Source organism: Kitasatospora sp. NPDC002965, from assembly GCF_040611255.1.
In the GTDB taxonomy this organism is placed as follows: domain Bacteria; phylum Actinomycetota; class Actinomycetes; order Streptomycetales; family Streptomycetaceae; genus Kitasatospora.
In genome coordinates this window covers 18,015-41,354 of the sequence record NZ_JBEXNT010000073.1, presented here as the reverse complement: position 1 = coordinate 41,354, position 23,340 = coordinate 18,015, and the positions used below count along the sequence as shown (strand labels likewise).

The 23,340-nt window shown below is 73.7% G+C and carries 1 protein-coding gene (cut by a window edge); it reads right to left on the bottom strand.

Features of this window, described 5'->3' with window-relative positions:
- Window positions 1-23,340 carry the 3' portion of a type I polyketide synthase gene (locus ABZY91_RS25440; protein WP_355405384.1) on the bottom strand. It continues 17,838 nt past the right edge of the window, so only the last 23,340 of its 41,178 coding nucleotides appear in the window; its start codon lies beyond the right edge, outside the window; its stop codon occupies window positions 1-3.

Here is a 23,340-nt window from a genome sequence, read left to right as displayed (position 1 = left end):
CTACAGGCCGAGGTCGTTGTCGATGAACGCGAACATCTCCTCGTCGCTGGCCTCCTCCAGCAGGTCGACGACCTCGTCCGCCTCCGTCGGCTGCCAGCCCGCGAGCAGCCTCCGGAGCCGGTCCGCGATCTGGTCGCGCACCGCGGGGTCGAGCCCGTCGGCGGCCAACGAGGCCTCGAACCGGTCGAGCTCGGCCAGCGCGGGCAGCGGCGGGGCCACCGGCTCCACCGGGGCCAACTGCTCGAACAGGTGCTCGGCCAGGTCGCCGGGGGTCGGGTAGTCGAAGATCACCGTCGCCGGCAGGCGCAGGCCGGTCACCGCGGTCAGACCGTTGCGCAGTTCGACCGCGGTGAGCGAGTCGAACCCCTGGTCGAGGAAGCCCCGGGCGGGCTCCATCGGATGGTCGGCCGGGTAGCCCAGCACCGTCGCCATGTGGCCGTGCACCAGGTCCAGCAGCAGTTCGCGCCTCGCCTCGTCCGACAGCCCCGCCAACCGCTGGGCGACCGGCACCACCGTGGGCGCCACGGCCCTGACCGCCGGCCTCCGGACCAGGCCGCTCAGCAGCGCCGGCACCTCCCCCGCCGCCCGCACGGCCGCCAGGTCGAGCCGGATCGGCACCACCGGCGCCGCCGCGGCGGTCACGGCAGCGTCGAACGCCGCCAGCCCCGACGCGACGTCGAAGGGCAGCACGCCGGCCCGGGCCATCCGCTGCCGGTCGGCCTCGTCCAGGTCACCGGCCATGCCGCCCTCGGCCCACGGTCCCCAGGCCAGCGCCTGCCCCGGCAGCCCGAGCGCCCGGCGGTGCTGGGCGAACGCGTCGAGGAACCCGTTGGCCGCGGCGTAGTTCGCCTGCCCCGGCGTCCCGAAGACCGCCGACGCGGACGAGAACAGGACGAACGCCGAGAGTTCCAGGCCCCGGGTGAGTTCGTGCAGGTGCAGCGTGCCGTCCACCTTCGGCCGCAGGACGCGGTCGAGCCGGTCGGGCGTCATCTGCTCGACGATCCCGTCGTCCAGGACACCGGCGGTGTGCACCACCCCGGTCAGCGGGTGCTCCGCCGGGATCCCGGCGATCACCGCGGCCAGCGCGGCACGGTCGGTCACGTCCGCCGCGGCGAGCGTCACCTCCACGCCTTCGGCGCCGAGCTCCCCGGCCACCGCCTCCCCGCCGCCGCTGCGGCTGACCAGGACCAGCCGGCGGATCCCGTGGGAGGCGACCAGATGACGCGCCACCCGGCCCGCGAGCGTGCCGGACCCGCCGGTGATCAGCACGGTTCCGGCGCCGAACGATCCGACCGCCGGGTCCGTGGCCGGGTCCGTGACCGATGCGGTGGTCGGATCGGTGACCCGGCCGGTGGTCGGGTCGATCGCCCGGTCACCGGCGGTCGTGCGCGCCAGCCGCGGCGCGAACAGCGCGCCACCACGGACCGCCACCTGAGGCTCACCGGAGGCCACCGCCGCCGGCAGCGCCAGCCAGGACGCGGCGTCCTCGTCGACGTCGACCAGGACGAACCGGTCCGGATTCTCCTGCTGGGCCGACCGGAGCAGGCCCCAGACCGCAGCCCCGGCGAGGTCGACGCCGTCACCGCCTTCGCCCCCTTCGCCACCGGGCAGGACCGCGTTCCTGGTCAGCACCACCACCCGGGAGTCGGTGACCAGCGAGCTCTGCACGACCGCCAGCACCCGGCGGACCTCCGCACGCGTCACCTCGGCGACCCCGCCGGCCCCCTGACCGCCGCTGCCCGCGCCACCCGCGGCCACGAGCACCACCGGGGCACCGAAGCCGTCCCGCGCCGGCACACCCGGCAGCTCCGGCAGCGGCTCCCCGAGCACCGCCCAGCCGGCCGCCCTCGGCGAGGCCGCCGAAGGGGAAGGCACCGGCACCCGGTCCCACTCGACCGCGAACAGGTCCGCCGCCACGGGACGGGTGGACGGCACCGGCCTCATCACCAGCGACCCGACCGCGAGCACGGCCTGCCCCGCCGTGGTGAACGCCTCCAACCGGACCGCGTCACCGCCGGCCGGACTGATCCGGACCCGCAACCGGTCCGCGCCGGCGGCGTACACCGCCACGTCCGACCAGCTGAACGGCAGCCGTGCCACCGCGTCGGCGTCACCGCCCTCGGCGTCGCCGCCCGGCAGGCTCAGCGCGTGCAGGGCCGCGTCGATCAGGGCGGGATGCGCACCGAACCGCGACGCCTCACGCCGGAACTCCTCGCCGAGGACCACCTCGGTGAACAGGTCGTCGCCACGACGCCAGACCTCCCGAAGCGCCTGGAACGCCGGCCCGTAGTCCAGGCCCATGTCCCGGAGACCGGCGTAGAGGCCGTCGAGCGGCACCTCCACCGCGCCGGCGGGCGGCCAGACGGCGGAGGTGTCGACGGCCCGCCCCGCCGCAGCGCCGGCCGGCGCGAGGGCGCCGGTGGCGTGGTGCTGCCAGCCGTCGCCGTGCTCGTCACGGGAGTGGATGCGCACGTCCCGGCGGCCCCGCTCGTCCGGGCCGTCCACCGTCACCTGGATCCGAACCGCGGCCCGGTCGGGAACGACGAGCGGCACGTGCAGCGTCAGCTCCTCGACGGTGTCGCAGCCGACCTGGCGGGCGGCCTGGAGCGCGAGCTCCAGCAGCGCCGTCCCGGGCAGCAGCGCCGCACCGGCGACCACGTGATCGGCCAGCCAGGGCTGGTCACCGAGCGAGAGCCGGCCGGTGAGCACCGTCCCGTCCCCGTCGACCAGCGGCACGACCGCGCCGAGCAAGGGGTGCTCGGCGGCGCCGAGCCCGGCCGCACCGAGATCGCCGGCGCCGCGGGTCGCGGCAAGCCAGTACCGCTGCCGCTGGAAGGCGTAGGCGGGGAGTTCGAGCGGCCGGACGCCGGTGAAGAAGGGCGACCAGTCGACCGGGACACCGTTGACGTGCAGGGTCGCGAGCGCCGTCAGTGCGGTGGTCGCCTCGTCGCGGTCGCGGCGCAGCAGCGGCGTGGCGACGGCGTCGGGCTGCTGGACGAGCGCCGACAGGACGCCGTCCGGGCCCAGTTCGACGAACCTGGTGACGCCGTCGAGCGCCGCGAGGGCGTCCGCGAAGCGGACCGGCTTGCGGACCTGGTCGACCCAGTACTCCGGGTCCGACCACTCGCCCGGCCGGACCGGGCGGCCGGTCACCGTGGAGACCGCCGGGAGCGACGGTTCGGCAAAGGCCAGGGACTTCACGATCACGCGGAAGTCCTCCAGCATCGGCTCCATCAGCCGGGAGTGGAAGGCGTGGCTGGTCCGCAGACGGCTGGTCTTCCAGCCCCGCTCGCCCGCAGCCTCCGCGACGGCGTCGATCTCGGCTTCCAGGCCCGCGACCACCACGGCCCCAGGGCCGTTCACCACAGCGACGTCCACGTCCGGGAACGCGGCGAGGACGTCCGCCTCGGAGGCTCCGACGGCGAGCATCGCCCCACCGGCCGGAAGGGCCTGCATCAGTCGGCCGCGTGCCGCGACCAGCGTGGCGGCGTCCCCGAGGGACAGCACCCCGGCCACGTGCGCGGCAGCGATCTCACCGATCGAGTGCCCCACCAGAACATCCGGCCGCACACCCCAGTGCGTGAGGAGCGCGTGCAGGGCGACCTCCACTGCGAACAGGGCCGGCTGGGCGTACCCGGTGCGGTGGATCAGCTCCTCGTCCGCGAGGACCTCCGCCAACGGCCGGTCCAGATCGGCATCCAGGTGCAACGCCACCTGGTCGAACGCGTCCGCGAACACCGGGAACGCCTCGTACAACCCCCGGCCCATCGACGCACGCTGCGCACCCTGACCCGTGAACAGGAACGCCACCCGACCCGCCCGTGCGGTGCCGGTCAGACCACCCGCACCGGACGCCACCGCGTCCAGCCCGGCCGTCAGCGCGTCGGTCCCACCCGCGAGCACCACCGCGCGATGCGCCAGCGCCGGGCGCCGCGCCGCAGCCGCGGCGAGCGCGTGGAGATCCTGGTCGGCGACGTGCCGCAGACGCTCCGCCTGGGCCCGCAGCGCCGACTCGGTGTGCCCGGCGAGCAGCACCGGGACGACCGTCGGCTCCGGGCCGTCGGCCGGGACCTCCCCTGCGGGGGCCTCTTCGAGGATGACGTGCGCGTTGGTGCCGCTGACGCCGAACGCCGAGACGCCGGCCCGACGAGGCCGGTCCCCGGGGTTCCAGGGACGCGACTCGGTCAGCAGCTCGACCTCACCGGCCGACCATTCCACGTGCGGCGACGGCTCGTCCGCGTGCAGGGTGGCGGGGAGCGTCTCGTGCCGCATCGCCAGCAGCATCTTGATGATGCCCGCGACACCGGCCGCCGCCTGCGTGTGGCCGATGTTCGACTTCACCGACCCGAGCCAGAGCGGCTCGCCGCCGTCACGGTCCTGACCGTAGGTGGCCAGGAGTGCCTGGGCCTCGATCGGGTCACCGAGCGTCGTGCCGGTGCCGTGCGCCTCGACCGCGTCGACGTCCTGCGGGGTCAACCCCGCCTGCGCCAGCGCCGCCCGGATCACCCGCTGCTGCGACGGACCGTTCGGCGCCGTCAGACCGTTCGACGCACCGTCCTGGTTCACCGCCGTGCCCCGGACCACCGCCAGGACCTGGCGACCGGCAGCCCGCGCCGACGACAACCGCTCGACGAGCAGCATGCCGACACCCTCGGACCAGCCCGTCCCGTCCGCGCCCGCACCGAACGACTTGCACCGGCCGTCGGCAGCAAGTCCGCGCTGACGCGAGAACTCCACGAAGACATCGGCGTTCGGCATCACGGTCGCACCGCCGACCAGCGCCATCGAGCACTCACCCGACCGCAGCGCCTGCGCCGCCAGGTGCAACGCGACCAGCGACGACGAGCACGCCGTGTCCACCGTCACCGCAGGGCCTTCGAGTCCGAAGGAGTAGGAGATCCGGCCGGACATCACCGACGAGGCCGTGCCCGTCAGCAGATGCCCCTCCAGGCCCTCCCCGCTCTCCACCGACCCGATGCCGTATCCCATGAACGAGGCACCGACGAACACGCCCACCGGCTCGCCGCGCAGGCCCAGCGGATCGACCCCACCCCGCTCCAATGCCTCCCACGACGTCTCCAGCAGCAACCGCTGCTGCGGATCCATCGCCAGCGCCTCGCGCGGCGAGATCCCGAACAGCCTGGCGTCGAAGTCGCCGGCCTCGTAGACGAAGCCTCCGTGCCGGGTGTACGAGGTGCCCGCGTGGTCCGGGTCGGGGTGGTACAGGGCTTCCAGGTCCCAGCCACGGTCGGCCGGGAAGGCCCCGATGCCGTCCCGGCCCTCGGCCATCAGATCCCAGAACGCCTCGGGTGTCTCCACCCCGCCCGGCAACCGCAGCCCCATCCCCACGATGACCACCGGGTCGTCCTGGACCGCGACCGGAACCGCCGCCCCGGTCGGTGCGGCTGCCTCCGCGCTGCCCACCACCTGTGCCAGCACGAACGCGGCGAGCCGCTCGGCGCTCGGGTAGTCGAACGCCAGCGTCGCCGGCAGCGCCAGCCCGGTCGCCGACCGCAGACGGTTGCGCAGTTCGACGGCGGTCAGCGAGTCGAAGCCCAGCTCCTTGAACGCCCGCGACGCCTCGATCTCCCCGGCCGACGCATGGCCGAGAGCCGCCGCGACCTCGGCCCGGACCAGCTCCAGCACGGTCCGCTGCCGCTCCGCCGACGACAGACCCGCCAACCGCGCGGCCAGCCCGGAGTCCGACTCCGGCACGGTGGCCGACTCGGCGGCCTCCGGCAGCCGGTCGAAGAACGGTCGGGCGCGGCTCGCGGTGAACAGCGGCAGGAAGTCCGCCCAGCGGACGTCCGCGACGGTGACGGCCGCCTCGCCCGAGCCGACAGCCGACGCCAGCGCTGCCAGCGCCCGAGCGGGATCCATCGGGCTCAGACCCCGCCGTCGCAGCTGCGCGGCCGTCTCGTCGTCCGCCGCCATACCAACCCGGGCCCAAGGGCCCCAGGCGACGGCGGTACCCGGCAGACCCTGCGCGCGACGCCGCGCCACCAGCGCGTCCAACGCCGCGTTCGCCGCCCCGTACGCCGCCTGCTCCCCGCTGCCCCAGACACCCGAGATCGACGAGAACACCACGAACGCGTCAAGATCCGTACCCACCAACGCGTCCAGGTGCAACGCCCCGTCGACCTTGCCCCGGATCACCCGGTCCAGATGCGCCTCGTCCGCGTCCACGAGTGACACGTCCTCGGCCACACCGGCCGCATGCACGACCGCGTCGACCCGACCGACCACGGCCAGCAACGCCTCCACCGCGGACCGATCCGCCAGATCACACGCATGGATCTCCGCCATCGGCAGCTCCGCCAACAACTCCGCCGCCCCGGGCGCTTGAGATCCACGCCGCGAGAGCAACACCAACCGCTCCGCACCGTTCGCCGCCGCCCACCGCGCCACCTCGACGCCCAGACCACCCGTCCCACCGGCGATCAGCACCGTGCCCCGAGGCTTCCAGACCGACCCGGAACCCACCGGCGCATGCTCCAAGCGCCGCACCAGCACACCGCCGCCGCGCACCGCGACCTGATCCTCCGCACCCAACGCACCACCCAGGACAGCAGCGACACGACCCGCCGCCCGACTGTCCACGACGGCAGGAAGGTCGAGCAGACCGCCCCACATCCCGGGGTGCTCCAGCCCCACCGCCCGGCCGAAGCCCCACAGCTGCGCCTGGTCGACGTCCACCGCGCCGTCCGCCCGGCCGGTGACCACGGCACCCCGCGTCACCAGCCACAACGCGGCCCCGGACCCGGCAGTCGCCATCGTCCGGACCAGTGCCAGCGCCTCGTCCACGGACCCCGGCGCCGCCAGGACGCCGACGACGTCCAGGCCACACAGGCGGGTGTCCAGCTCCGCCGTCGAACCCGCCGGCACCGAAAGGACCTTGGCTCCGTGCTGTTCCAGCGCGTCGGCCAACGGGACATCGCCGACCAGGATCCAGGTACCTCCCGCGAGGGACACAGCCCCGGGTTCCGGCAGCGGCTCCCAGGTGACGTGGTAGCGCCAGCCGTCCAGGAGCGAACGCTCCCGACCCTGCGCGCGCCAGGAGGTCAGCGCGGGCAGGACACCTTCCAGGTCGGCCTCCGCGACGCCGAGCTGCGCGGCGAGGCCGGGCAGGTCGCCCTGCTCGATCCGGTCCCAGAAACCCGCCTCGACAGCGTCGACCACCGGAGACCTGAATTCGAGCCAGTACTCCTGGCGTTGGAAGGCGTAGGTCGGCAGCTCGGCCGGTCGGACGCCCGTGAATAGCGGCGACCAGTCGACCGGGACGCCGTTGACGTGCAAGGTCGCGAGTGCCGTCAGTGCGGTGGTCGCTTCGTCGCGGTCGCGGCGCAGCAGGGGCGCGGTGACGGCGTCGGGCTGCTGGACGAGCGCGGACAGGACCGCGTCCGGGCCGAGCTCGACGTAGGTGGTGACGCCGTCGAGGGCGTCGAGGGCGTCGGCGAACCGGACGGGCTTGCGGACCTGGTCCACCCAGTACTCCGGGTCCGACCACTGCCCGACACCGACCGGGCGGCCTGTCACGGAGGACACCGCCGGGACCGAAGGCTCAGCGAAGGACAACCCACGCACCACGGCGCGGAAGTCCTCCAACATCGGCTCCATCAGCCGGGAGTGGAAGGCGTGGCTGGTGCGCAGGCGGCTGGTCTTCCAGCCGCGCTCGCCCGCAGCCTCCGCGACGGCGTCGATCTCGGCCTCCGGCCCGGCCACGACGACCGAGGACAGGCCGTTCACCACGGCGACGTCCACGTCCGGGAACGCGGCGAGGACGTCCGCCTCGGAGGCTCCGACGGCGAGCATCGCCCCACCGGCCGGAAGGGCCTGCATCAACCTGCCGCGCGCGGCGACCAGCGTGGCCGCGTCCGACAGGGACAGCACCCCGGCCACATGAGCGGCAGCGATCTCACCGATCGAGTGCCCCACCAGGACATCCGCCCGCACACCCCAGTGCGTGAGGAGCGCGTGCAACGCCACCTCAACCGCGAACAGGGCCGGCTGCGCATACCCCGTCCGGTGGATCAACTCCTCGTCCGCGAGGACCTCCGCCAACGGCCGGTCCAGATGGGCATCCACGTGCAACGCCACCTGGTCGAACGCGTCCGCGAACACTGGGAACGTGTCATACAACCCCCGGCCCATCGACGCACGCTGCGCGCCCTGGCCCGTGAACAGGAACGCCACCCGGCCCGCCCGTGCGGTGCCGGTCAGACCACCCGCACCGGACACCACCGCATCCAGCCCGGCCGTCAGCGCGTCGGTCCCACCCGCGAGCACCACCGCACGATGCGCCAGCACCGGACGCCGCGCCGCAGCCGCCGCCACGGCCGACAGGTCAGTGCCCGACACCGTCCTCAGCCGCTCCGCCTGGGCCCGCAGCGCGTCCGGGGTCCGGCCGGACAGCAGCACCGGCACCATCGGCAGGTGCGCGACCGGTACCGAGGCCGGCTCCGCCACCGGGGGCTCTTCCAGGATCACGTGCGCGTTCGTCCCGCTGACGCCGAAGGCCGACACACCCGCTCGTCGCGGCCGGTCCCCGGACGTCCACGGCCGCGACTCCGTCAGCAACCCGACTGCGCCTACGGACCAGTCGACCTCCGCCGACGGCTCGTCCGCGTGCAGGGTGGCGGGGAGCGTCTCGTGCCGCATCGCCAGCAGCATCTTGATGATGCCCGCGACACCGGCCGCCGCCTGCGTGTGACCGATGTTCGACTTCACCGACCCCAGCCACAACGGCTCGCCGCCGTCACGGTCCTGACCGTACGTCGCCAGCAGTGCCTGGGCCTCGATCGGGTCGCCGAGCGTCGTGCCGGTGCCGTGCGCCTCAACGACATCCACGTCGGATGCCGACAGGCCCGCCTGCGCCAACGCGGCCCGGATCACCCGCTGCTGCGACGGACCGTTCGGCGCCGTCAGACCGTTCGACGCACCGTCCTGGTTCACCGCCGTACCCCGCACCACCGCCAGGACCTGGCGACCGGCCGCCCGCGCGGACGACAACCGCTCGACCAGCAGGACACCGGCCCCCTCGGACCAGCCCGTCCCGTCCGCGCCCGCACCGAACGACTTGCACCGGCCGTCGGGCGCCAGACCCCGCTGACGCGAGAACTCCACGAAGATGTCTGGCGTCGGCATCACGGTGACGCCGCCGACCAGCGCCATCGAGCACTCACCCGAACGCAGCGCCTGCGCGGCCAGGTGCAGCGCGACCAGCGACGACGAGCACGCCGTGTCGATGGTCACCGCAGGGCCTTCGAGCCCGAACGTGTAGGAGATCCGGCCGGACATCACCGACGAGGCCGTGCCCGTCAGCAGGTGCCCCTCCAGGCCCTCCCCGCCCTCCACCGATCCGGTGCCGTACCCCATGAACGAGGCACCGACGAACACACCGACCGGCTCGCCGCGCAGGCCCAGCGGATCGACCCCACCCCGCTCCAACGCCTCCCACGACGTCTCCAGCAGCAACCGCTGCTGCGGATCCATCGTCAACGCCTCGCGCGGCGAGATCCCGAACAGCGCGGCGTCGAACTTGCCCGCGTCGTGGAGGAATCCACCCTCGCGGGCGTAGTAGGTGCCCGCGTGCTCCGGATCCGGGTGGTACAGCCCTTCCAGGTCCCAGCCACGGTTCGTCGGGAACGCGCCGATGCCGTCCCGGCCCTCGGCCACCAGATCCCAGAACGCCTCAGGTGTCTCCACCCCGCCCGGCAACCGCAGGCCCGTCCCGACGATGACGATCGGGTCGTCGGTGGCCACGGTCGTGACCTCGGGGCCCGCCACCGGGGCGGTCGCACCGACCATCTGTTCCAGGACGAACGCGGCGAGGCGCTCGGCGCTCGGGTAGTCGAACGCCAGCGTCGCCGGCAGCGCCAGCCCGGTCGCCGACCGCAGACGGTTGCGCAGTTCGACGGCGGTCAGCGAGTCGAAGCCCAGCTCCTTGAACGCCCGCGACGCCTCGACCGCCCCGGCCGACGCATGCCCCAGCACCGCCGCGACCTCGGCCCGGACCAGCTCCAGCACGGTCCGCTGCCGCTCCGCCGACGACAGACCCGCCAACCGCGCAGCCGGCCCGGAGCCCGACTCCGGAGCGACAGCAAGCTCGACAGCCTCCGGCAGGTCGGCCAGGAACGGCCGCTCACGTGCCGCCGTGAACAGCGGCAGGAACTCCGACCACCGCACGTCCGCGACGGTGACGGCCTCGTCCCCCGAGCCGACGGCCGACGCCAGCGCGGCCAGCGCCCAAGCGGGATCCATCGGATTCAGACCCCGCCGGCGCAACTGCGTGGCCGACTCGTCGTCGGCCGCCATACCGACCCGGGCCCAGGGGCCCCAGGCGACGGCGGTACCCGGCAAGCCCTGCGCGCGACGCCGCGCCACCAGCGCGTCCAGCGCCGCGTTCGCCGCCCCGTACGCCGCCTGCTCCCCGCTGCCCCAGACACCCGAGATCGACGAGAACACCACGAACGCGTCAAGATCCGTACCGACCAACGCGTCCAGGTGCAACGCCCCGTCGACCTTGCCGTCGACGACCCGGCGGACGTGCTCCTCGTCCGCGTCCACCAGAGCCATGTGCTCGCTGACGCCGGCCGCGTGCACGACCGTGTCGACCTTGCCGACCGTTGCCAGCAGCGCCTCGACCGCGGACCGGTCCGCCAGATCACAGGCGTGGATCTCCGCCATCGGCAGCTCGGCCAGCAGCTCCGCCGCCCCCGGCGCCTGAGATCCACGCCGGGAGAGCAACACCAGCCGCTCCGCACCGTTCGCCGCCGCCCACCGCGCCACCTCGGCCCCCAGGCCACCCGTCCCACCGGCGATCAACACCGTGCCGCGTGGACTCCAGACCGACCCGGAAGCCACCGGCGCATGCTCCAAGCGCCGCACCAGCACACCGCCGCCGCGAACGGCGACCTGGTCCTCCGCACCCAGCGCACCACCCAGGACGGCAGCGACACGACCCGCCGCCCGACTGTCCACGACGGCAGGAAGGTCCAGCAGACCGCCCCAGCGCTCGGGGTGTTCCAGCGCCAGCGTGCGACCGAGGCCCCAGGTCTGGGCCTGGACCGGACCGGCCGGAGCATCCGCCCTCCCGACGGACACCGCGCCCCGGGTGATCAGCCAGAGAGGTGCCGTCGACTCGACGTCCAGGCAGGCCTGGACCACGGCGAACGTGTCCAGCAGGGGCGCGTCCTCAAGAGCGGCGAGGCTCACCACGCCCGCGATCGGCTCGTCCAGCGCCCGCAGCCGCCGGGCGAGCGCGCCGCGCTCGTCCGCTCCGACCGTCAGAACCCGCGCACCGTGGCCGGTCAGGGCCGCCGCGAGTCCGACGGTGTCCGCGCCGACCAGCACCCAGGTGCCCTCCAGCACCGACGTGCCCGGCTCGGGCACCGGCTGCCAGCCGACCCGGTAGCGCCAGCCGTCCGACCGGGAGCGCTCGCGGCCGCGTGCCCGCCAGGACGTCAGCGCGGGCAGCACGCTCTCCAGCGGGGACAAGGGGTCGACGCCGAGTTCCGTGGCGAGCGTGGTGAGGTCGCCACGGTCGATCGTGGCCCAGAACCCGGCCTCGGCGGGATCGGCGGCCACCGCCTTCGCGGGCCGGCTCTCCAGCCAGTACCGCTGGTGCTGGAAGGCGTAGGTCGGCAGCTCAGCCGGTCGGACGCCCGTGAACAGCGGCGACCAGTCGACCGGGACACCGTTGACGTGCAAGGTCGCGAGCGCCGTCAGCGCGGTGGTGACTTCGTCGCGGTCGCGGCGCAGCAGCGGCGCGGTGACGGCGTCGGGCTGCTGGACGAGCGCGGACAGGACCGCGTCCGGGCCGAGCTCGACGAACCTGGTGACACCGTCGAGGGCGTCGAGTGCGTCGGCGAAGCGGACCGGCTGGCGGACCTGGTCGACCCAGTACTCCGGGTCCGACCACTGCCCGACACCGACCGGGCGGCCTGTCACGGAGGACACCGCCGGGACCGAAGGCTCGGTGAAGGCCAGGGACCGCGCCACGGCGCGGAAGTCCTCCAACATCGGCTCCATCAACCGGGAGTGGAAGGCGTGGCTCGTCCGCAGACGGCTGGACTTCCAACCACGCTCGCCCGCAGCCTCCGCGACGGCCTCGATCTCGGCTTCCAGCCCCGCGACCACCACAGCCCCAGGACCGTTCACCACGGCGACATCCACGTCCGGGAACGCGGCAAGGACGTCTGCCTCGGAGGCTCCGACGGCGAGCATCGCCCCACCGGCCGGAAGGGCCTGCATCAACCTGCCGCGCGCGGCGACCAGCGTGGCCGCGTCCGACAGGGACAGCACCCCGGCCACGTGCGCGGCAGCAACCTCACCGATCGAATGACCGACCAGGACATCCGCCCGCACACCCCAGTGGGTGAGGAGTGCATGCAACGCCACCTCCACCGCGAATAGCGCCGGCTGCGCGTACCCGGTGCGGTGGATCAACTCCTCGTCAGCCAGCACCTCCGCCAACGGCCGGTCCAGATGGGCATCCACGTGCAACGCCACCTGGTCGAACGCGTCCGCGAACACCGGGAACGCCTCGTACAACCCCCGGCCCATCGACGCACGCTGCGCGCCCTGACCCGTGAACAGGAACGCCACCCGCCCGACACCCGCCGTCCCCCGGAGTGCCGCAGCACCTGTGGCGACTCGGCGCATGCCCTCGACGAGGGTCTCCCGGTCACCGGCGAGCACCACGGCCCGGTGCGGCAGTGCCGCACGGCGGATCGAGGCGGCGCCGAGTTCCACCGGGCGAGCGATGTCCACTCCGGCGCTGTCGATCAGCTGTTGAGCCTGAGCACGCAGGGACGCCTCGTCCGTACCGGACAACAGCACCGGAGCCACCGGCAGTTCGACCGACATCGGGGCAGTGGGCTCGACGGCCGGCGGCTCCTCCACGATCACGTGCGCGTTGGTGCCACTGACACCGAACGCCGACACACCCGCCCGACGAGGCCGCTCCCCGGCGCTCCACGGACGCGACTCCGTCAACAGCGACACCGCGCCGGAAGCCCAATCCACGTGCGGGGAACGCTCGTCGGCGTTCAGCGTCGCGGGCAGGGTCTCGTGCCGCATCGCCAGCAGCATCTTGATGATGCCCGCGACACCGGCCGCCGCCTGCGTGTGCCCGATGTTGGACTTCACCGACCCCAGCCACAACGGCTCGCCGCCGTCACGGTCCTGACCGTAGGTGGCCAGGAGGGCCTGGGCCTCGATCGGGTCGCCGAGCGTCGTGCCGGTGCCGTGCGCCTCGACCGCGTCGACGTCCTGCGGGGTCAACCCCGCCTGTGCCAACGCGGCCCGGATCACCCGCTGCTGCGACGGACCGTTCGGCGCCGTCAAACCGTTCGACGCACCGTCCTGGTTCACCGCCGTACCCCGCACCACCGCCAGCACCCGACGACCCGCAGCCCGCGCCGACGACAACCGCTCCACGAGCAGCATGCCGACACCCTCGGACCAACCCGTCCCGTCCGCACCAGCACCGAACGACTTGCACCGGCCGTCCGGCGCCAGACCCCGCTGACGCGAGAACTCCACGAACACATCCGGCGTCGGCATCACCGTCACACCACCGACCAGCGCCATCGAGCACTCACCCGAACGCAGCGCCTGCACCGCCAGATGCAACGCCACCAGCGACGACGAACACGCCGTGTCCACCGTCACCGCCGGCCCCTCCAGGCCGAACGTGTACGAGATCCGCCCCGACATCACCGACGAAGCCGTACCCGTCAGCAGATGCCCCTCCACACCGTCAGCATCCTCGACCGGTCCGGAGCCGTACCCCATGAACGAGGCACCGACGAACACGCCGACCGGGTGTCCGGCCAGTCCGGCCCGTGGGTCCACGCCTGCCCGTTCGAACGACTCCCACGAGGTCTCCAGCAGCAACCGCTGCTGCGGATCCATCGCCAGCGCCTCACGCGGCGAGATCCCGAACAGCCCCGCATCGAACTCGCCCGCGCCGTAGAGGAACCCGCCCTCCCGGGCGTAGAACGTCCCCGCATGCTCCGGATCCGGGTGGTACAGGCCGTCCAGATCCCACCCACGATCCGTCGGGAACGCCCCGATCCCGTCCTCGCCTGCGGAGAGCAACTCCCAGAACCGTTCCGGCGAGTCCACCCCGCCGGGCAGCCGCAGGCCCATCCCGACGATCACCACCGGATCGTCGTCGGTGGCGACAGCGAGCGCCGGAACGGCAGGACCGGCCGCCTCCGCGCCTCCCACCTCGGCCAGGACGAACGCGGCGAGCCGCTCGGCGCTCGGGTAGTCGAAGGCCAGCGTCGCCGGCAATGCCAGCCCGGTCGCCGACCGCAGACGGTTGCGCAGTTCGACGGCGGTCAGCGAGTCGAAGCCCAGCTCCTTGAACGCCCGCGACGCCTCGATCTCCCCGGCCGACGCATGGCCGAGAGCCGCCGCGACCTCGGCCCGGACCAGCTCCAGCACGGTCCGCTGCCGCTCCGCCGACGACAGACCCGCCAACCGAGCGGCCAGACCGGTACCCGGCTCCGGCACGGTGGCCGACTCGGCGGCCTCCGGCAGGTCGGCCAGGAACGGCCGCTCACGCGCCGCCGTGAACAGCGGCAGGAACTCCGACCACCGCACGTCCGCGACCGTGACCAGGTCGTCCCCGGCGCCCACGGCCCGGGCCAGCGCGGCCACGGCGCGATCGGGAGCCATCCCCACCAGGCCCTGCCTGCGGAGCGAAGCGGCGGCCTCGACGTCGGCCGCCATGCCGACGCTCGCCCAGGGACCCCAGGCGACCGACGTACCGGGAAGCCCGGCGGCCCGCCGGCGCAGGACCAGGGCGTCGAGAGCGGTGTTCGCCGCCCCGTACGCGGCCTGCCGACTGCTGCCCCATGTCGCCGAGATGGACGAGAACACCACGAACGCGTCAAGATCCGTACCGACCAGCGCGTCCAGGTGCAACGCCCCGTCGACCTTGCCCCGGATCACCCGGTCCAGATGCGCCTCGTCCGCGTCGACCAGCGACACATCTTCGCCCACACCGGCCGCGTGCACGACCGCGTCGACCCGACCGACCACGGCCAGCAACGCCTCCACCGCGGACCGGTCCGCCAGATCACACGCATGGATCTCCGCCATCGGCAGCTCCGCCAGCAGCTCCGCCGCCCCCGGCGCCCGCACGCCACGCCGCGAGAGCAACACCAGCCGCTCCGCACCGTTCGCCGCCGCCCACCGCGCCACCTCGACGCCCAAGCCACCCGTCCCACCGGTGACGAGCACCGTGCCGCGCGGACTCCACGCACCGGCAGCACCGGCAGCACCGGCCGGCGCATGCGCGAGCCGCCGGACGAGCACGCCGCCACTACGCAGCGCGACCTGGTCCTCCGCGCCCAACGCGCCACCCAGGACCGCACCGAGGCGACCGGCCGCCCGGGTGTCGACGACCGGCGGCAGGTCGAGCAGGCCACCCCAGAATTCCGGGTGCTCCAGCCCCACCGCCCGGCCGAAGCCCCACAGCTGCGCCTGACCGACGTCCACCGCGCCGTCCGCCCGGCCGGTGACCACCGCGTTCCGGGTGACCGTCCACAGCGGGGTCGTGCTCCGTACGTCCGTCAAAGCCTGGACCAACGCCAGGTTTTCACCGACCGATCCGAGGACCGAAACGACGCCCTCCGCCTCCTGCCCGGCCAGCCGGGCCGCCAGCTCGGAGCGGGAGCCCGTCGGCACGGTCATGACCTCCGCGCCGAGGCCGGAGAGGACCGCAGCGAGGCCGAACCCGTCGTCGCCGACCAGCAGCCACGCCCCGCTGATCCGCCCGTGGCCCGCGACGGTGGTGGGGTTCCAGACGGCGCGGTAGCGCCACGCGTCGATCAGCGTCCGCTCCCGGCCACGCGCACGCCAGGCGGCCAGCGCGGGAACCAGGCCCGCCAGCGCCTCGGCCTCCACGCCGAGGCGGTCGGCGAGCGTAGCCACGTCACCCGACTCGACCACGGTCCAGAACCCGTCGTCGTCACGGTCTGAGCGGGGCCGGGCCCCCTTCTCGGGCCAGAACCGCTCCCTCTGGAAGGCGTAGGTCGGCAGCTCGGCCGGTCGGACGCCGGTGAAGAAGGGCGACCAGTCGACCGGGACGCCGTTGACGTGCAAGGTCGCGAGCGCCGTCAGCGCGGTGGTCGCTTCGTCGCGGTCGCGGCGCAGCAGGGGCGCGGTGACGGCATCGGGCTGCTGGACGAGCGCGGACAGGACCGCGTCCGGGCCGAGCTCGACGTAGGTGGTGACGCCGTCGAGGGCGTCGAGGGCGTCGGCGAAGCGGACGGGCTTGCGGACCTGGTCGACCCAGTACTCCGGGTCCGACCACTGCCCGACACCGACCGGGCGACCCGTCACGGAGGACACCGCCGGGACCGAAGGCTCGGCGAAGGACAACCCACGCACCACGGCGCGGAAGTCCTCCAACATCGGCTCCATCAACCGCGAATGGAACGCGTGGCTGGTCCGCAGACGGCTGGACTTCCAGCCCCGCTCGCCCGCCGCCTCCGCGACGGCCTCGATCTCGGCTACCAGACCCGCGACCACCACGGCCCCAGGACCGTTCACCACCGCAACGTCCACGTCCGGGAACGCCCCCAGCACCTCCGCCTCGGAAGCACCCACCGCGAGCATCGCCCCACCCGCCGGAAGGGCCTGCATCAACCTGCCACGTGCGGCGACCAGCGTGGCCGCGTCCGGCAGAGACAGCACCCCCGCCACATGAGCGGCAGCAACCTCACCGATCGAATGACCGACCAGGACATCCGCCCGCACACCCCAGTGCGACAGCAGCGCATGCAACGCCACCTCGACCGCGAACAGCGCCGGCTGTGCATACCCCGTCCGGTGGATCAACTCCTCGTCCGCGAGGACCTCCGCCAACGGCCGGTCCAAGTGAGCATCCACGTGCAACGCCACCTGGTCAAAGGCATCCGCGAACACCGGGAACGCCTCGTACAACCCCCGGCCCATCGACGCACGCTGCGCACCCTGACCCGTGAACAGGAACGCCACCCGGCCCGTCCGTGCGGTGCCGGTCAGACCACCAGCGCCGGACACCACCACGTCCAGCCCGGCCGTCAGCTCGTCGGTCCCACTCGCGAGCACCACCGCACGGTGCGCCAGCACCGGACGCCGCGCCGCAGCCGCCGCCACGGCCGACAGGTCGGTGCCCGACACCGTCCTCAGCCGCTCCGCCTGGGCCCGCAGCGCGTCCGGGGTCCGGCCGGACAGCAGCACCGGCACGGTCGGGTACGGCGCCGGTCCGGTCACGGTCTCGTCGGCCGGCGCCTCCTCCAGGATCACGTGCGCGTTGGTGCCGCTGATCCCGAACGAGGACACGCCGGCCCGACGCGGCCGGTCCCCGGAGGTCCACGGACGCGACTCCGTCAGCAGCCGCACCGCACCCGACGCCCAGTCGACGTGCGGGGACGGCCGGTCCGCGTGCAGGGTGGCGGGAAGGGTCTCGTGCCGAAGCGCCAGGACCATCTTGATGATCCCTGCGACACCGGCCGCCGCCTGCGTGTGACCGATGTTGGACTTGATCGACCCGAGCCAGAGCGGAACGTCTCCGTCCCGGTCCCGGCCGTAGGTCGCCAGCAGCGCTTCCGCCTCGATGGGGTCGCCCAGCGTGGTGCCGGTGCCGTGCGCCTCGACCGCGTCGACGTCCTGCGGGTTCAACCCCGCCTGCGCCAACGCCGCCCGGATCACCCGCTGCTGCGACGGACCGTTCGGCGCCGTCAGACCGTTCGACGCACCGTCCTGGTTCACCGCCGTACCCCGCACCACCGCCAGCACCCGACGACCCGCAGCCCGCGCCGACGACAACCGCTCGACCACGAAGACGCCGGCGCCCTCGCCCCAGGCGGTGCCGTCCGCGTCGGAGCCGAACGACTTGCACCGGCCGTCGGCGGCCAGCCCGCGCTGACGGCTGAAGTCCAGGAAGGCCGTCGCGGTCGCCATCACGGTGACACCGCCGACCAGCGCCATCGAGCACTCGCCCGACCGCAGCGCCTGCGCCGCCAGGTGCAGCGCGACCAGCGACGACGAGCACGCCGTGTCCACCGTCACCGCCGGCCCCTCCAGGCCGAACGAGTACGAGACGCGGCCGGACAGCACGCTCGCCGCGTTCCCGATGCCGATGTGGCCCGCCGAGTCCGCGACGTCCTCGGACCCGTCGTCCAGCAGCGCGACGTAGTCCTGACCGTTGGTTCCGGCGAACACGCCGACCTGCTCGCCGCGGAGCGACAGCGGGTCGACCCCGGCCCGTTCGAACGCCTCCCACGACGTCTCCAGCAGCAACCGCTGCTGCGGGTCCATCGCCAGCGCCTCGCGCGGCGAGATCCCGAACAGCCCCGCGTCGAACTCACCGGCGGCGGACACGAAGCCGCCGTCCCGGGTGTACGTGGTGCCGGGGTGCTCCGGGTCCGGGTGGTAGAGGGCTTCCAGGTCCCAGCCGCGGTCCGTGGGGAACCCGCCCATGGCGTCGGTCCCGGAGGCCAGCAGGTCCCAGAGGTCCTCCGGGGTGTCGGCCCCGCCCGGGAACCGGCAGGCCAGCCCGACGATGACGATCGGATCGTCGGTGACCGGCGCGGCCGGAGCGGCCGGTACCGCCGCAGCCCGTCCGCCGACGAGCCTTTCCAGCAGGAACCCGGCCAGCCGGTCGGCGTCCGGGTAGTCGAAGACCAGTGCCGCCGGGAGGGTGAGTCCGGTCGCGGCGGCCAGCCGGTTCCGCAGTTCCATCGCGGTGAGCGAGTCGAGGCCGAGGTCCTGGAACGAGCGGTCGGGCGCCACCGCACCGCCCGACCCGTGCCCGAGCACCGCGGCAGCCTGGTCCCGCACCTCGGTCAGCAGGGTCCGGCGTGCCTCGGCGGGCGAGAGGTCCGCCAGCCGCAGCGCGAGCGGCAGCCGGCCGGTCACGGTCACCTCGCGGACCGACGCCCGCACCTCCGGCAGGTCGGCCAGCACCGACGCCGGCCGCAGCACGCCGGACTCGGCGGCGAACCGGTCCCACCGCACGTCCGCGACGACCACTGCCGGCTCGCCACCGCCCACCGCGGCGGCCAGCGCGGCCAGCGCGGCCGCGGGGGGCAACAGGGAGAGGCCCGATCGGCGGAACTGCGCGGAGCCCGCGTGGCCGGCCATCATGCCGGCGTCGGCCCAGGGCCCCCAGGCGATCGAGGTGGCCGGCAGCCCGCGGGCCGCGCGGTACTCCGCGAGCGCGTCGAGCGCCGCGTTGGCGGCGGCGTAGTTGGCCTGGCCGGCGTTGCCGAGCACGCCGGCGGTCGAGGAGAACAGGACGAACGCCGAGAGCGGGCGGTGCTCCGTCAGTTCGTGCAGCTGCCAGGCCGCACCGGCCTTGCTCGCCAGCACCGCGTCCAGGCGGGCCGGGTCGAGCCCGGCGACCACGCCGTCGTCCAGGGTCCCGGCGGCGTGCACGATCGCCAGGTCGGGCTCGTCGTCGAACTCCCGCACCAGCGCCGCGACCGCGTCGCGGTCGGTGAGGTCGCAGGCACGGGCCTCGACGTTCTCGAACTCCGCCGTCAGCTCGCGGACACCCTCCGCCCCGGTCCCCCGTCGGCCGACGAGCACGACCCGTCGGGCGCCGTGCTCCACCGCCCACCGGGCGACCTGGCGGCCGAGACCACCGGTGCCTCCGGTGACCAGAACCGTCCCACGCGGCTCCCAGCCGCCTCCCGACCGCCGAGGCGCCGGGGTCAGGCGGCGGACCAGCAGCCCGCCGCCCCGGACCGAGACCTCGGTCTCGTCACCCAGCCCGCCGGCGAGCACGGCCACCAGACGGCCGCCCGCACGGGCGTCCAGGTGCTCCGGCAGGTCGATCAGCCCGCCCCAGCGGTCGGGGTGTTCCAACCCGACGACGCGGCCGAAGCCCCACACCTCCGCTCGGTGCGGGTCGACCGCCGGATCGGCGGACCCGGTCGCGACCGCCCCCCGTGTGAGGAGCCAGAGCGGCGCCGCGATTCCGGCGTCGCCCAGGGCCTGGACGGCGGCGAGTACGCCGGTGAGCGAACCCGCCGGTACCAGCACGCCGACCGGCGGTGCGTCGAGCGTCCGCAGCCGGTCGGCCAGCTCGGCCCGCACCCCGATCTCCAACCGGAGCACGGTCGCGCCGTGACCGGTCAGGACATCGGCGAGGGCGGCGGTCTCCTCGTCGTCCTCACCGAGAAGCAGCCAGGATCCGTCGACCCGGGCCGCGCCGGGATCGGCGACCGGCTTCCAGGTGACGCGGTATCGCCAGCCGTCGATGAGCGACCGTTCCTGGCCGCGCGCCCGCCAGGTCGACAGCGCGGGCAGCACGGTGGCGGCGGCATCGGTATCGACGCCCAACTCCGCTGCGAAAGCCGGGAGATCGCCCCTCTCGACGACGTTCCAGAAGCCCGCCTCCGCAGGTTCCGCCGAACGGCCGGGCGCTGCTGCTTGCAGCCAGTACCGCTGGTGCTGGAAGGCGTAGGTCGGCAGCTCGACCGGTCGGACGCCCGTGAACAACGGCGACCAGTCGACCGGGACACCGTTGACGTGCAAGGTCGCCAACGCGGTTAGCGCGGTGGTGACTTCGTCACGGTCGCGGCGCAGCAGCGGCGCGGTGACGGCGTCGGGCTGCTGGACGAGCGCGGACAGGACGCCGTCCGGGCCGAGCTCGACGAACCTGGTGACGCCGTCGAGCGCCGCGAGGGCATCCGCGAACCGGACGGGCTTGCGGACCTGGTCGACCCAGTACTCCGGGTCCGACCACTGCCCGACACCGACCGGGCGACCCGTCACCGACGACACCGCCGGGACCGAAGGCTCGGCGAAGGACAACCCACGCACCACGGCGCGGAAGTCCTCCAACATCGGCTCCATCAACCGCGAATGGAACGCGTGGCTCGTCCGCAGACGGCTGGACTTCCAACCACGCTCGCCCGCCGCCTCCGCGACGGCCTCGATCTCGGCTACCAGCCCCGCGACCACCACGGCCGCAGGGCCGTTCACCACGGCGACGTCCACGGCCGGGAACGCGGCGAGGACGTCTGCCTCGGAAGCACCCACCGCGAGCATCGCCCCACCCGACGGAAGGGCCTGCATCAGTCGGCCGCGTGCGGCGACCAGCGTGGCCGCGTCCGAGAGCGACAGCACCCCGGCCACGTGCGCGGCGGCGATCTCACCGATCGAATGACCGACCAGGACGTCCGCCCGCACACCCCAGTGCGTGAGCAGCGCATGCAACGCCACCTCCACCGCGAACAGCGCCGGCTGCGCGTACCCCGTCCGGTGGATCAGCTCCTCGTCCGCCAGCACCTCCGCCAACGGCCGGTCCAGATGGGCATCCACGTGCAACGCCACCTGGTCGAACGCGTCCGCGAACACCGGGAACGTGTCATACAAACCCCGGCCCATCGACGCACGCTGCGCACCCTGACCCGTGAACAGGAACGCCACCCGACCAGAACCCGCAACACCCGTCAGACCACCCGACCCGGAAGCTACCGCGCCCAGCCCGGTCGTCAACCCCTCGGTGTCACCGGCGAGCACCACCGCCCGATGGGCCAGCGCGGCACGCCGGGCTGCCGCTGCGGCGAGCGCGTGGAGATCCCGATCGGCCACAAGTCGCACCTGCTGTGCCTGGGCACGGAGCGCCGCCTCGTCCGCACCGGACAACAGCACCGGCACCAAGGGAAGTTGCACTGCCACGAGGGCGGCGGACTCGACGGCCGGGGGCTCCTCCACGATCACGTGCGCGTTGGTGCCGCTGACGCCGAAGGCCGACACACCCGCCCGACGAGGCCGGTCCCCGGGGTTCCAGGGACGCGACTCCGTCAGCAACTCGACGGCGCCCGACGACCAGTTGACCTCGGTCGACGGCTCGTCGGCGTGCAGGGTGGCGGGGAGCGTCTCGTGCCGCATCGCCAGGACCATCTTGATGATGCCCGCGACACCGGCCGCCGCCTGCGTGTGCCCGATGTTGGACTTCACCGACCCCAGCCACAACGGCTCGCCGCTGTCACGGTCCTGACCGTACGTCGCCAGGAGGGCCTGGGCCTCGATCGGGTCGCCGAGCGTCGTGCCGGTGCCGTGCGCCTCGACCGCGTCAACGTCCTGCGGGTTCAACCCCGCCTGCGCCAACGCGGCCCGGATCACCCGCTGCTGCGACGGACCGTTCGGCGCCGTCAGACCGTTCGACGCACCGTCCTGGTTCACCGCCGTACCCCGCACCACCGCCAGCACCCGACGACCCGCAGCCCGCGCCGACGACAACCGCTCCACGAGCAGCATGCCGACACCCTCGGACCAACCCGTCCCGTCCGCACCCGCACCGAACGACTTGCACCGGCCGTCGGCAGCCAGCCCGCGCTGACGCGAGAACTCCACGAACACATCCGGCGTCGGCATGACCGTCACACCACCGACCAGCGCCATCGAGCACTCACCCGACCGCAGCGCCTGCACCGCCAGATGCAGGGCCACCAGCGACGACGAACACGCCGTGTCCACCGTCACCGCAGGCCCCTCCAGGCCGAATGTGTACGAGATCCGCCCCGACATCACCGACGAAGCCGTACCCGTCAGCAGATGGCCTTCCAGGCCCTCCCCGCTCTCCGCCGCCCCGGTGCCGTATCCCATGAACGAGGCACCGACGAACACGCCCACCGGCTCGCCGCGCAGGCCGAGCGGATCGGCACCCGCCGCCTCCAGCGTCTCCCACGATGTCTCCAGCAACAGGCGCTGCTGCGGATCCATCGCCAGCGCCTCACGCGGCGAGATCCCGAACAGCCCCGCATCGAAGTCCCCCGCCCCGTACAGGAACCCGCCCTCCCGGGCGTAGAACGTCCCCGCATGCTCCGGATCCGGGTGGTACAACCCCTCCAGATCCCACCCACGATCCGTCGGGAACGCCCCGATCCCGTCCCTCCCGGACGCGACCAGATCCCAGAACTCCTCGGGCGTCCCCACACCACCCGGCAACCGCAGACCCATCCCCACGATGACGATCGGGTCGTCGCCGGTGGCGGCCAAGGGCACCGGAGCGGCGGGACCCGCGGCGTCCGCGCCGCCGGCCACCTGCTCCAGAACGAACCCGGCGAGCCGCTCGGCGCTCGGGTAGTCGAACGCCAGCGTCGCGGGAAGCACCAGCCCGGTCGCGGCCTGCAACCGGTTCCGCAGCTCGACGGCCGTCAGCGAGTCGAAGCCCAGCTCCTTGAACGCCCGCGACGGTTCGACCGCCCCGGTCGAGGCATGACCGAGGGCAGCGGCGACGTGCGTCCGTACGACGTCCGCGACGAGCCGCTGCCGGTCGGCGACCGGCACGCCCGCCAAGCGCTGGACGAACGCGGACGACTG